At 55.3% G+C, this 13275-nt stretch carries 12 protein-coding genes and 1 pseudogene; 4 read left to right on the forward strand and 9 right to left on the reverse strand.

The annotated features are described in order from the left end of the window. Positions 1 to 127 precede the first annotated feature (127 nt). Positions 128 to 1156 (forward strand): hypothetical protein, encoded by a 1029-nt coding sequence (locus FY036_RS24115; protein ID WP_235897567.1) that lies wholly within the window; start codon positions 128 to 130, stop codon positions 1154 to 1156. Positions 1157 to 1389: 233 nt separating this feature from the next. Here the strand turns inward: FY036_RS24115 and FY036_RS06860 are convergent, their stop codons facing one another. Further along, positions 1390 to 2337, reverse strand: a complete 948-nt coding sequence (locus FY036_RS06860; protein WP_148913971.1) for a hypothetical protein — start codon at positions 2335 to 2337, stop codon at positions 1390 to 1392. A gap of 512 nt (positions 2338 to 2849) precedes the next feature. Between FY036_RS06860 and FY036_RS06865 the strand changes: the two genes are divergently transcribed. From FY036_RS06865 to FY036_RS24125, 3 genes and pseudogenes are all read left to right on the forward strand, one after another. Further along, positions 2850 to 5912: an HD domain-containing protein gene (locus FY036_RS06865; RefSeq protein ID WP_161601103.1), complete on the forward strand. Its 3063-nt coding sequence runs from the start codon at positions 2850 to 2852 to the stop codon at positions 5910 to 5912. Positions 5913 to 6168: 256 nt separating this feature from the next. Continuing rightward, on the forward strand, positions 6169 to 6327 hold the full coding sequence (locus FY036_RS24120; RefSeq protein WP_235897568.1) for a hypothetical protein: 159 nt from the start codon (positions 6169 to 6171) through the stop codon (positions 6325 to 6327). A gap of 94 nt (positions 6328 to 6421) precedes the next feature. Beyond that, positions 6422 to 7014: pseudogene (locus tag FY036_RS24125) on the forward strand (IS5 family transposase); the annotation flags it as partial. A gap of 335 nt (positions 7015 to 7349) precedes the next feature. Here FY036_RS24125 and FY036_RS06880 read toward each other — a convergent pair. The 8 genes from FY036_RS06880 to FY036_RS06910 all read right to left on the reverse strand — a co-directional run bounded on the left by FY036_RS06880 (position 7350) and on the right by FY036_RS06910 (position 13268). Next, positions 7350 to 7775 carry a hypothetical protein gene (locus FY036_RS06880; protein ID WP_148913974.1) on the reverse strand — a complete coding sequence of 142 codons (426 nt, stop codon included), beginning with the start codon at positions 7773 to 7775 and terminating at the stop codon, positions 7350 to 7352. A gap of 14 nt (positions 7776 to 7789) precedes the next feature. Further along, the gene (locus tag FY036_RS23745) at positions 7790 to 7960 is read right to left on the reverse strand and encodes a hypothetical protein (RefSeq protein WP_161601104.1); all 171 of its coding nucleotides are present in this window, start codon (positions 7958 to 7960) and stop codon (positions 7790 to 7792) included. Between the two features lie 146 nt (positions 7961 to 8106). Beyond that, entirely contained in the window at positions 8107 to 8316 is a 210-nt protein-coding gene (locus FY036_RS06885; RefSeq protein ID WP_148913975.1) for a hypothetical protein, read from the reverse strand. A 19-nt stretch (positions 8317 to 8335) separates the two neighbouring features. Continuing rightward, positions 8336 to 8842 carry a hypothetical protein gene (locus FY036_RS06890; protein ID WP_148913976.1) on the reverse strand — a complete coding sequence of 169 codons (507 nt, stop codon included), beginning with the start codon at positions 8840 to 8842 and terminating at the stop codon, positions 8336 to 8338. Between the two features lie 15 nt (positions 8843 to 8857). Then, positions 8858 to 9430: a hypothetical protein gene (locus FY036_RS06895; RefSeq protein ID WP_148913977.1), complete on the reverse strand. Its 573-nt coding sequence runs from the start codon at positions 9428 to 9430 to the stop codon at positions 8858 to 8860. Between the two features lie 694 nt (positions 9431 to 10124). Continuing rightward, positions 10125 to 10649, reverse strand: coding sequence for a hypothetical protein (locus tag FY036_RS06900; RefSeq protein ID WP_148913978.1), 525 nt, complete (start codon positions 10647 to 10649; stop codon positions 10125 to 10127). Positions 10650 to 10790: 141 nt separating this feature from the next. Continuing rightward, a complete protein-coding gene (locus tag FY036_RS06905) occupies positions 10791 to 11318 on the reverse strand; it encodes a hypothetical protein (protein ID WP_148913979.1) in 528 nt (175 codons plus the stop codon). 444 nt (positions 11319 to 11762) lie between these two features. Then, positions 11763 to 13268: a recombinase family protein gene (locus FY036_RS06910; protein ID WP_148913980.1), complete on the reverse strand. Its 1506-nt coding sequence runs from the start codon at positions 13266 to 13268 to the stop codon at positions 11763 to 11765. Positions 13269 to 13275 lie beyond the last annotated feature (7 nt).

A 13275-nucleotide genomic window follows, 5' to 3' on the forward strand; every position in this document is an offset into this window, starting at 1 on the left:
GGCAATCATCGACCATCTGGGGGGATAAATGTACCGAAGTGTATTGACGCATATCGATGGTTGCCGCCGCGTTGTCGTGCTCGCTTGTATTAGCGTCGCATTGACAATGTGCTTCGTCCAGAGAGGTATGGCTGAGGTGACTGTTGAACAGTGGCGCGGATACCAAGTCCTGCGCTTATCAGGCAGTATTTCGAATGGAACTGCCGCGCGGTATCGCGAACTGGTCTCGACGGTTGACAGGTTGCCCCACGGGCTGCCCATTCTCTTGCTAGACAGCAGCGGCGGCTTGGTGGACGAGGCATTGGCATTGTCTGCCATCATGGCGGACTACCCTGCGCACACTGTCATTCCCGATGGGGCGAAATGCGCATCGGCGTGTGCGTCAATCGTGTTTGTCGCTGGTCAAAATCGAACAATCGAAGATGGCGGCGCGCTTGGGCAGCACTCCTGTTCGGTCGGAGGTGTTGCGGACCAAGCCTGTAACGAGGAGATCGCGGCCCATGCCATCAAGCATGGCGTTTCACACGGCAGCATAGCGGCCTTTGTGACCTACGTTGCACCCGACGATATCCTGTGGTTCTCGCGAGAAGATGCAGAAGGCTGGGGCCTTACACGGTACCCGGGAGAAGCGGAAAGCGGGTTCGAAAAGAGCGAGCCGAGGGTGATCCGAATGTTGACGGGTTCCTTTCCTGCCGCGCAGTCAGCTTGGCGCTTGGCCTTTAGGGAGGACGGCTATCAAGCGTTCTCGCGGACTGTCTCTGACGTTGAGCGAGAAATGGAGATCGGCCTGTTTTGTATTGAGGCCTTGCCCGGACGCCTCTTTCTTTCAATGACAATTACCGGCCCAGCCGCCGCCGTTCAGGGCGCAGTTGCTGGTGTGGGAGTGTTCGCTGACCACATGCGTTGGGACGATCACACACCCGCCATCTGGCAGATTGAGCCCATGCTGACAGAAGTCATTACAGAAGTTCCTCGCGAACGCATAATAGAGTTTCTGACGCGGATTGATGCTCTGACGTTTGGTATTGCCATGCGTAAACCATATGAGCCGATTATTGGAAGAACTACACTGTCAAGTAGTCGCGGCGTTTTAAAATTTGCAGCGAATAACTGTGCAAGCGGCACATATGCCGAAGTGCCGTCACCATTGCGGTGATGCGGCCAATGACGCGAATGTATCGACCTAGGGGAATCAAATGCCGACAAAAATTGACGATGACGTGGCGGAGGATTTTCGGGTGGAGAACTGAGACGCCTCCAACCAGCCGCAAAGTGTGAGAGGGGCGTTTGCTCCTCCCAGCATAGGCGATCGCTCACTAGAATGCGTTGAGGTCTGAGAGCGAATAACTGTAAACTGAGTTCTGTTCGCAGCTTCACTAGCGTGCGGGGTCAGGGGCGGATCGGGCGGCAGTATGCTCGAACTACCGATATACAATCGCCGCAGTAGCGCCCCCCGTCGGTGTCTTGGCCAAGTATGCCAGCAATATATTGACCTTCGGGGCAAGTAACTTTCGTGTTTCCCGCTGATATTATTTCGGTCTCGCCGCCGCCCCAGGCCCTGAGGCTGTTCGCCAGTTCCGCGTTCTTCTCTCCGAGATCATTGACTGACGATTTTAGCGCCTGAACGTCCGCATTTATTGCATCAAGTACTGAACCCGAATAGCCGTTTAAAGTTATTGGCAACGGCCCTGATGCGAAGCGGAGGTTGACTGTTAAGTCGTCGCTGGAAATAACCTGAATGCCTTCGAATATCTGCACGCCTGCTTGGCGCTGACATGTAAGAGTTATCGGTGCATTCTTGGTTACATTTGCCGGAAGCGTATCCGGCAGGCCTATACAATTCACGCTGCTGGAAGAGATAAGGTCAACTCCATGAAGAATTCCGCCGTTCTCAGAATTGTTCGAGATACTGATGCTTAACGCATCCTTCTGTATTGGCTGATAATTAATATCCCAGCCCGCGCCCGCAGCCACCAGGCATTTCTCGATTGTTGGCAAAGCGCTCGCAAAAAACGATGCGCCCGTGTGGTAATCGCGCTGGGAAACTCCTATATCGCCCAAACTCTCATTGCAAAACGTCTGGCGATCTGTCTGGGAAATCCCGAGACCCAGATTGAACGCCTTGTAAGCAATGTCTAATGTAGTACTGGTGGCGTGAGAGGCCGCTTCACAGAAGGCGTAGTGTTGTAAGGATTTCAACTGTCTGTCAGTGATCGTTTCAAATTTCGGTGCAACTATCGCTTGCGCTAAGGAAATACACTGCGATCCGGTCACTTGGGCTAAAGCGATTTTTGTGGATACGAATATTATGGCAGCGAGCACGTAGAGCAGACGCATTGTCGCCTCCAATGTGTGGAAAATACTGAATATTATCACGGCAAACTTGCTAGGTTGAAGCTATACGAATGGTGCTGACGCGTCATAATTCCGACTACATACAAGTACGGTAGGTGGTCATTTTAGTGACAGCTACAACTATCTCCACTATTTGAGTTAGTACTCCAGCACTCATTGTCGCGCATCTCCAAATTTCTCGTCCAATATGGCGCTTCCGGCAGCCTACCCTGCAAGGTTCCGTTTTTCTATTTCAGTTGGGGAATAGATCAACCGCGGCGCGAGGATGTTAGTTCCTCAATGATGCCACCTAGGATTCGTAACCGGCGTCACATAGGGGCACCGGCTTTACAATCGTGCAACTAGATTCACTTGTGCATCGGTAGGGGACGGCTTACTCAGGAGGAACGCTTGCCTAGAATGGCAGAGTTTGGCCTCGAGCGGAGGGTAGAGCTATGGATTGGACCGAGACTAGTCTCTGGAAAGGCGCGAGAGATCAACTTCAGGAAAGGGAGATGGCGGCGGTGTCAGCTGCATTGCGGTCTGCCCAGCTCTCGCTGCGTAGCGCTTCCACTGCCCCCCTAGATTTTACGCTACACGATGAGGGCCATAGTTTTCGTGTGGCAGAGAATATATTCTCGTTAATTCCCAAAGATGTTGATCTAAATGCCTATGAATTGGCATTGTTACTGCTGAGTTCATATATTCACGATATTGGCATGTCGCCATCCCAATATATTGTTAATTTGCACTATAATTACTTAATTACCGGTGCTAAGGAAAGTCTAACAAATCAGCAGATAAGAGATTTTCAGCAATGGATCGATGCAGAATATTGGGGAATTTCTGTCCCGATTGCGGTCGACAAATTATCTTCTTCAGACTTGAGGCTCGTTGACGAGATCATTTCTTATTACTCTCGACATAAGCATAATGACTGGAGTGAGGAGTGGGCTCGTTCGGTACTTGGCGATCTACCGGACTCTCTCTATGCAAATTGGGTGGACGATACTGTAACGCTATGTCGGAGTCACCACGAAGGATTGGCAGCCTTACGTTCGGACAGATTCGATGCGAAGCTGGTTGGTTCGAGGGGGCAGGCCGTAAATTTGCGGTACTTAGCCGCTCTACTACGTATCGCAGATGTTGTGGAGTTTGATCCCGAGAGGACGCCTAGTGTAATATTGGAACGCCGTGACATTGCTGCAAACAGCCGAATATATTGGATGCGCGATCACCAAATAGCGTTTCATCTCAATGCCGAAGACAGCAGCATCTCTCTCTCCGCACGGACACCAAACGCTCCTTTACATCGAGCAGTGTTAGATATTGTTCAGTCGGTTAATCACGAGCTAGCTGTGTGCGCGGCGCTTGAGCACGAAGGCCTCTTCGTAAAGGGAAAAATCCCGAGCCAACAGCGGAGCCGATATCGCTGGGGTTGGCCGTCTCAAATTGGGGTCGATATCGCGGAGAAGGATGGAAGCTTCGTCTACATCGAAGGTGCATTCCGACCGGACACGAAACGCGTTCTCAATCTGCTGTCTGGCGTCGCGTTGTATGGAAATCCTCTAGCCGCAGTCCGCGAGTTGCTGCAGAACGCTGTTGACGCCGTAAAGGAGCAAATCGCCTATGAAAGGCTCGGACAAGAAGATTGTGGGTGTACAGATTTCTCAGAAATTTGGAGCCAAGTTCACCATATAAAGCTAAGTATTGAAGAGGAGGCAGGAGACATTTGGCTCAGGTGTTCCGACGATGGCATCGGAATGACCCGTGACATTATCGAAAATCACTTGCTGGTGAGCGGTTCCCCACCAAGGGTTGCAAGCAGGACACTCGATCGTGAGGCTGCCGAACGAGGGTTTTCTGTCGGCAGAACCGGGCAGTTCGGGGTTGGAGCCCTGAGCTACTTTATGATCGCTGATCGATTGGAGATAACGACCAGGCAAAGTGCCGAGGCTGGGGACATCGACCATTCCGGATGGCGATTCATCTCCGAAGGGTTGGGCACCTTTGGTGAGTTGATGCCCGCTAGTCGTTCCACGAAGGGGACTGAGGTGCGTCTTCGGCTAAGGCGTGACGCATTTGATTCCGCCCAGTCAGTATTTACGCAAATATCAGAATATATTTCGAAAACAGTTTCATTCCTTCCCTGCAAACTGGAATTCAAAGACAATATAGGAGAAGAGAGCCCACTCGTTCTTCAAGCGGGATGGGCATTTCCGGCGGCAAAATTCTCCAGCTCCTGCTTGCCCCCAGTTTACGCGTCTCGACCTCCAGCTGATGCCTCGTCAGCCCGCATCAAACAAGCAGAAATGGAATTCGAAGAACGTCAACGCATGAGAGGCGACGCGTTGACGAGGTTGAAGTGGCTTGGTCCTGAAGAGATAGTATTGGGAGACCCGAAGGTTCGGGTAAGAGTCTGGCTGCCGTACTTTGAGCTAGAGCATGGCAACTGCGCCGTTTACATGGATATCGATGGCAGCACTCTAGCGTGGCTTCCCAGCGGCGACCACTTTCTGAGAGCTGAGAAATGCCTTAAAGTTTCGTGGCGCGGCTTTGGAGTCCACGAGTCGCCTCTCGATATACACGACCGCGTTCTCGCGCAGGTCGATGTCAGCGATGGTGGCATAATCTCCGTGGCGCGGGAGAGCCTGACTTTTCGAACCGACGAGTGTAGCAAATTCATCGCTGAAGCCGCGCAAAGGTTGCGCGAGCGTTTTTTGCGCGAGAATGATACTTCTCCGTTTAAATTTGTCAGTTCTTCGATTCTGAAAATGAGTGGCAAGAGGAACGATGGACAGCTCCACTGGAGGGACAATAACAACCAATGGAGCGTCTTAGCGCCGCCTTTTGCGCAAGTGCTGAGGTTCGTTTACGATCGCGAACTGACAGGTGGAGAAACAACTAATGCGGGCCGGTCAGTTCAGAGACTATTCGAGCTAACAAGTGGGAGCACCCCAACTCGAATTTCGGACAACATTAATGGGGGGCGTATTGTGTACACGCGCGACCATTCAAAATTCTCTATTCTTCAAACGGCCATTTTGTGGGATGAGCACCCCACGGAGTTCACTTGGGGGCCTCGTAAATTTCCTCCCTCACTCGCACAGCTTGTCGCTTTGAGTGTGGATGGAAAAATCGAATTGAACGGTGATCATCCTTTCGCCGCCGGCGCTTCTCCCTATGGATATCCCAGCTTTGGCGCCCTAGACGAGCACTGTGCTGACGAGTTACTGCGATCGACAGTGATTAAGAACCTGTGCTGGTATTCCCTAGAGAGCTGGAGCAGTTTAGGAGAAAGGTATCCTATTCTTAAGAGACGGATAATGGATGCAATTGGTAACACTTTGGATAGTAGAATCGATGCGTGGGTTGTTTCAGGTGCGGATGAATTCGTCTACACACTAGATGATACTGGCATTCACTACAGAAAACAGCCTTTCAGCTTCGAATATTTAGAAGCTTATGACGGAAGAATATTCAAGATCGATGAGGAAGAAGATCATTGGATTATTATAAAAGATTCAAAGGCTGAAGGAAGTGTGAAAAAAGCTGTAACTGGAACAGTAACTTTCTGATGGTTTCCGTATTTTGGAATGATCGCTTGGCCGATGTTGACGGCGATAAGAGGTGGACAACATCACTGAAGTCCATTTGGGGGTCGAAAAGGCTTAGGCCGTGAACCCCTAAGCGCTGGGTGATTGAGGCGCTGGAAAGCAATTAACCGGCGGTCTACAACCTGACTATGCCGCTCGCCCGCAAAATAATTCTGCACGTTCCGGGTGAGACCTTGATGGCTTTGTTGAGCAATGTCTGAATGTCGGTGTGTCGCTCGTGACCGTGGTCGGACTGGGCTGCGCGAAGGTTGAAGACATTATCGACCAGATTGTCGTTGGTGACGGAAGCGACGAAGCACGCTTTCTATGCACAACTTCTCATGCAGGTGAGCCATTTGAAGGTGTGTTGAACATGGGCAAGGGCATGGGAGTTTGAGCGCGGTGATCCCGTCGAAGAGGTTCGGCTGTAAGAGTCATTAACCGTCCCAATTTAGGCTTCCATGCCACGCCATTTCTGATGCAGGCTCCGCATGAGCCGATATGATCCGACTGACTCGGAATGGTGCGTCATCGAGCGGCTGTCGCTTAACAAGTCCCGAGGCGTGCCGCGTGTTGATGATCGGCGCGTGTTGAACGGCATCTTCTGGATGCTGCGATCGGGTGCGCGCTGGAGCGATCTGCCCGAGCGATACGGCCCACGCACCACCTGCTACAATCGCTTCGTCCGATAGCGGAGAGCAGGTGTAGGGGACCGCCTCATGGAGGTTATCACCAAAGCCCATGATGGCAAAGGTGCAGATGATCGATGCCTCAATTGTTCGCGTCCATCAGCAGGGCGCGACGGCAAAATAGGGACTGGGATCATTGTCTCGTTCGTTCCCGAGGCGGGCTGACGACAAAATCCATGCTCTTTTCGACGCCCAAGGCAGACCGATCAAGCAGACGCTCACGGCGGGCCAGATGAGTGACATCGCCTCCGCACCGGACTTGATCAAAGATTGCCGGAGGGTGCCATGCTACTCGCTGACAAGACGTATGCTGCCACGCATTACGAACTCCTGTCACCGAGCGAAAGGCGTGGGCCAACATTCCGCCCAAGGCCAGCCGCAAGGATGCGATCTACGGTTAGATTTCTTTCCGCACATTGAGTTGGCGCGTAGGTATGTATCCATCGTGCTGATTTAGGTGTCCAAAGCTCCTTACTCTACGTGTGGACGTAGGATTTGCTTGCGCCCTGCCCGTGGCACGGTTCGCTACGGGCAGGGTAGCCTCGTTTCCGTCAGGACACTTATGCTTCTAAGTCTTGCTCATTCGCAGCGCCAAGAGAACTTCAATCCCCTTTCAGCTATCGTGGTTAGTACGAAATACATCGATCTTATCTCCAGACTCGGTTCCTGCCTCGATTGCATGACTGACTGAGCTGCTATAGACGGCCGGGAATAAGCCTATCGGGCAAAGCTAATCGCATCTGTCGGAGATAGTCTGTACTGTTAAGGGACTGTCTAGGGTCGCTTTATCCTCCCCTGGAAGGCACCCCAACTCGGGAAAGAACTTCTCCAGTTCGGCATGGGTGACCATAGGTGCCCCTGCGGACAGGTCACGGACCACGGGAGCCTTATGAGCGACAGTCGTCGTGCCCGTTGCAACACCGATTGTCAGTCGGGAATTGCGGCGCTCGATTGGGGCGAGCACTTTCCGCAACGTCTCAAAGTCATCCATCATGCGGGCAAGCTTCATCTCGCTGGCCTTGCGTTGATTGATAAGCAATGCGTTGTCGGTGGTAAGGCGGGTAACTTCCGCCTTCAACTGGGCAATTTCGGTGCTGTTGTCGATTGCTTCAAGCTTGGCGAGGAGTTCCTCGCGGGTTTCTGGTTTCTTGGCCATGGTAGTGGCTCCTCCTATTCGTCGTCTTCTTCGTCGGTGATCGGCGTGATGCCGTTCGCGATGCGCAGGGAGTTTTCAAGGCGCTTGGCGATCCGAGTGATGTTGCGCGCGTCGTCGGCGTAGTAGGTGCCGACAGCGGCAAGGTCGGCTGCGGTTTCGCGCAACGTGGTAATGATGGCTTCCATTAAGGATGCCCTTTCAGTCAGGGCGAATAGCGCCTACGGCGCGATGAGCGGTAGAGACGCGAACACGTCGCTGAGGACCGCAATCATGAGGGTCGTGATTGTCACGATGTAGAGGGCAACGGCGATGTTGAGCATGACGGTGCGCCTCAGTCGGCATCCGGCAGCGAGTGCCACCACATGTCGTATGCGTCCCCAAGCTTGTGGGGCTTGAGCTTGCCGGTGACGAAGTCGGCAACGACACGGCGTGCAAACGGATCGTCCGTTCGGGAAGCGGCGTACATGAGCGATGCCCAGCGCTCGGACCCGATGGCTTCCGATGCGAATGGCTCGACCTCGTCAATGGCCGTCTGGGCCACGCTGGCGGCTGTAGCAGCGTCAAGGCCGGTAGGCCTCCACGATGCGCGCCACGGCATCCTGAGGGTCCCCTGTGGCCACCAGCGTGGTCACACCGTCTTTAAAGTCTTCCGGGGTGAAGCAAGCCGCTATGTCGTCGGCAGTCTCAGACAGGGACGGCTCAACGTCCTGAATTTCTAGCTGGTCCTTGAGGGCCTCAAGGTCCTCGTCGCTGATTTCGTCAAGCTGGTCCTCGGCAGCATGGGCAGCGGGATCGGTCCCAGCCGGGACACCGCGAGGGTCCAAGGCTTGCATGGCCGCAGGGTGTTCCTGAGGGACTGCATTGCTCGGACCCAGCCCAAGGGACGCCGCCACGTCCTCAGCCACGTAGGTATTGAGGCCCGGAACAAAGACCATTCCAGCGGGGGCAGTGTCGGGCACCTCTGCCCGTGAATAGTCGGGGGCGCTGCTGCGCACCGTCCATCCTGAACTGGGGTCCATAGGGTTCGGGAGGCCCATATGGCCGTGATTGTCGTTGAAGTCGTGCATGTGGTGATCGTCTTTCTAAAGGAGCTTGGCGGCTCTGAGTGCCGCTTTGGCGTAGTCGAGAATGGTCATTTCCTGCCCGTCGCTGGTTGAGACAGGGGAAGACCAAAAGGATGCGCCGTAAATCTCACGGGCATGTTTGGTGAAGTCGCGCCCAAGGTGCCGGTGGGTTGCTCCTGAGACTTCCTTGCGCATGGTCGTGCTGCCCATGGTCTTGTGGAAGTCGCCCAGCAGCGCCCCGGCTCGGGTACAGAGAAACCGCTCCCGGTTCTCCCAAAGGCCCCCAGCGGGACCCCCATAGTAAACCGCCATCCAGCCCATGAGCGCCAAGGCGTGGGTAACGGCCTCGGTATAGGTGCGCCGGTCCTTGTGCTGCCAATTCGCCAGAAGACCATGGGCCTTGGCGATCTGCGGCAGCTTGGGGTGAATGTCACCGGGGCCGAGCATGAAAGATGGCGGGAGGGTCTTGAGGGTCTCAAGGGCCTTGAGGTCCCCGGTGATCCGCTGGGCCTTAACGGGGTCTGTGGCGAGGTAGAGCGTGATTGCCTTTCTGAAGATGGGAAGTTCGTTGCGAGCCGGGAGGCGCGCCACGGGGTCACCACGCTGGCTTGCGAGGTCGCGATGAGGTCCACAATAGCGGGAGACACCAGCGCAGTTCTTGAGACAGCGAGGACACTGGCATGGTTTGGTTTCGTTGATGATCTGGCGGCGTCTTAGCTGGGCCGCATTGTTGGGCGCTTGGGCTCCCACACGCCAATCGCGTGGACGCCCCCGCGTGACAGGGGATGCCATAGGGTTCCTTGGGGTGATGGTTGATGGTCGGACTAGCCGAGAAGGAAGGGAGTGGGCAGGAGGTGGAGTAACTCGCGCGCCCATTGACAGACTTGGCGTGAGACGGGCTTGCGCCCGTTCTTGGGAAAGCTTGAGGTGTCCAATGGGATCGCGAGGCCTAGTCCGCTCGGGAAGACCGAAACGGAGACAGTGATTGGAAAGACCAGAAGTGGAATACTCCTCTTTGTCTTCCCCAACTCGGTCTGTCGTGAAGTGCTGGTGCTGCTGTCGGGTATGTCATGACCGGGCACCGCCCGGCTCCAATCCATGAGGGTCCGACGATACCACCAGATAGGGACATAGATGGTTTGATAGCTAGGAAGTACCCGCCCAGCGGGACCTCATGAGCCCTTTATATATAGGCGGATGGTTGACACGAAACCCAGCGTTTGCACGGGTTGCAGATTGGTTTTCCGTTCTGGCCGACACGACGCAAGGTTGACACTACCCAGCTTCAAGCTGCCTTGGCGACAGCCTCAAAAGCCACGCCGTCCTCCCATGAGCCAATGACGGGCCAGTCAGTCAGCCGTGGCGGGCGGCTCCTCAGGTGCTTCGAAACAGCTTCGGCACTGATACCAACCCGCTGGCCGATGGCGCGCATCGACAGCCCAACATCATCGTGCAGCTTCTCGATTTCCGTCTGTGGCTCGTTGGTTGCCTCAAGGTTGCGAGCAAGGAGAACCATCCCTGAGGGAAGAATAACGTCGTACCTTTTGGTTGGCGCGCCCCTGCCAGTGCGACGATGGATCACCTCTCCCTGACACAAGCGTCGGGCGTCCTGAGTAATCCCATAGCGGCCTCTGGCGTCCCTCTGGACGATTCCGAGACAGGCAAGCCGTCTCAGGACATCGGCGGTGGTCGTGTTAAACGTCACCGCAAGCGCAGCGAATGGCAGGTAGCCGGTGTGCCATGCGCCGCTGGCATCGCGGATTTCACCTAGTGTCGTGGACACGCATTGGACGATTTGGCCTTCGCTCATAGTTCTCCTTGCGATTGATGGCTGCTCTTTGAGTCGTGGGGGGCACCTGAGGGCGCTGGGCTTCTCGGCGGTATAGGCGCAGCGGGAAACGCCTGACGCGCTCCCATGACTCCCTGAGGTCCCCTGTGGGCATCCTCTGGTTTACTGGTGCACCGACTGCTTCTGCCGCTTCGATGGTGTCGGGTTGCCGTGCCGGAAGTCCTCAAGTTCCCCGGGGGAGCATGAAGACGCAAAACGTGGCGGTATCAGTGACCATGTATCCGCTGGGCGGCGCTGCTCCTGGGCGATGATTTCGCGGATGGCGTCATAGGAGAGATAGAGGGTGTCGCCGGGTGCCCAGTCGAGAAGCCGGAAGGCCCATAGCGTGTCCACGATTTCAAGGATGACGGGCACGGTGACGTTGTGCGCGCCTCTCACTTCATACTGGTTTGACAGTGAGACGCCTTCCGGTTCCATGGCTCCCGCGTGGGCTAGCCTTCGGGCAGCACGGGACTTGCGAATATGGTCAGGGGCATTGCGGCGCTTCTCTGCCTCGCGCCAGCGCTCGGATGAAAGGTGCGGCGGGCAGAAGGACGGGAATGTGGAAGCGAGGGACTTCCCCCCGGTTGCGGGCTGCTTCATTGCATCGGTGGTCGCGACGATCTCGGGACCGCGCTTGTAGTTCGCCATATCGGCTTCGCTATATGTAGTGTTGATCGGTGTCGAATGCACTAGATGTGCTATCGGGCTGCGGCGGCTACAATTCGGACCACCAAGAGAAAAACAGGGAGCGCACCAGAGGACGCACGACGACGTCTTGCTAGTCTCTGTATGAGGGGGAAACGGAAATCCGACCGGCTTGACTGGCACACTTGATGGCCCCTCAGGGACCCTAAAAGGCCCCATGAGCAGCGTTCACCATCTCATGGTGGTCCGGTTTCTGAATGAGAATGATTACCTGTAGCGGCGCCCAGTCAGTACAGTGACCGATCGGGAGGTGTGGTTTCGGTGTGCTGTATGGGGGGGAAATCCCTGCGCTACCAGAAAACCCCTGATAACGCAGTGACTTAGATGAGTTTCATGGCAGGGCAGACGTGTCACGCAGCAACCGAGCCCGTGGGAGCCTCAAGGAGGCTAGAGAGCCCCTGAGGTATCAAATACCATCTGGTGGGTGTAGCCGGTCCTCAAGGTCACCACGGCGCGGCGCAGGTCCTTGCTATCGCTTTCCAGTTCGATCCGCTCCACCACGTTTGCAATGAGACGCTTGGCGTCCTCACGGTCATCCTTGGCCATCCGCTGCATTGCCGCTATGTCGTCAGCGAAGTCAGCGGTGTGGGTTGCGGCCTGTTGGAAGCGCGCCGCGCTCTCGCGAAGCTGGGTGAGGGCATCGCGCTTTGTCTTGATGTTGTCAGAAATCGCCCTGGCATTGTCGAGAAGGATTGAGCGGGTCGCGGCATCGGCTGCTTCGGCCACACCAGCTAGGACGTTTCTATGGCGGTCCTCAAGGGCCCGTATTTCAGCCTCAAGTTCCTCTGTCCTGCTGTCTTCTAAGCCGGTATCTCCGCTCGGTATAGGAAGGGCGAGAAAGCCCATGCGTTCAAGGAAATCAGCTTCGAACTGGTCATACTTCCAATTGAGCGATTTGCAGTCAGTGCGCTTAAGGGAGCGGCCTTCGCAGACCAGATAGCGCCACGTCTTGCCGCGAACGGTACTAGAGGTGACGACCATAGCCGAACCACAATGAGCGCAGCGCAAGAGACGTGGGAAGAGATTGGTGGTGTTTCCAGCTTGCGGGTTCTGGTGGCGAACACGTTGGCGGCTCTGGATAGCGAGCCATTCGGTTTCCGTGATGAGGGGAGGGAAGTAGCTGCGCACTTCCTCCTTCTTGAGCACCAAAGAGCCATAAGCTGCCTTGGACTTGAGAACGTCCTGCACCATACTCTTTCCCCAAGTGCCCCCTCGGGAAGACGGGATGCCATTTTCGTTTAGATGATTTGTGATGGCCCATTGCCCGTGGCCGTCTGTAGCAAGCTGAAAGATCAGGCGGGCATCATTGGCGCGGGCATTGAGTTCCTGCGTCGTCTGGTCGATCCAAAAGGGGACCTTTGAAAGCTTCAAACGCTCGCCTTGCATGGCGCGCTTCACGCGGCCATTCCATGATTCTCCGATGCGCTTGGAAAGCTTGTCGCTGTACTCGTGAGCGGCTTGCATCGCCATGAGCGACATGAGGAGATTGGCGAAATTGTCGTCATAGCCTTCAGCGGTATGCACCCGGCCATCCGTGAGGGTGACCAACGTTAAGCCCGTATCGAGCAAGTCGAGGAAGTAGCGAACGGCGCGTGTTGGTTTCACGCGGGTGATACGGTCAATGTTCTCGACGATGAGGACATAGTCGTTAGCGATCTTGCCAGCCTTAACGTCCGCGACGAACTGCCCAAGGCTTGCCTCTAGGTTCGCGCCTTTGAATGCTGACACGCCATCATCAACAAGTTGCTTGTCCAGCGTGAGGCCATAGGTCGTGCAGAAGCTTTCGGCGTTCTCCGACTGCCTACGAAGGCTGTCGCCCTCTGCCTGTTTCCCTGAGGACCAACGGGCGTAAGAGATGGCGGTGCGGCCTTTGAGGTCTCTGGCTTGCAACATTGTCGGG

The organism is Neoaquamicrobium microcysteis (assembly GCF_008180155.1).
GTDB lineage: Bacteria > Pseudomonadota > Alphaproteobacteria > Rhizobiales > Rhizobiaceae > Aerobium > Aerobium microcysteis.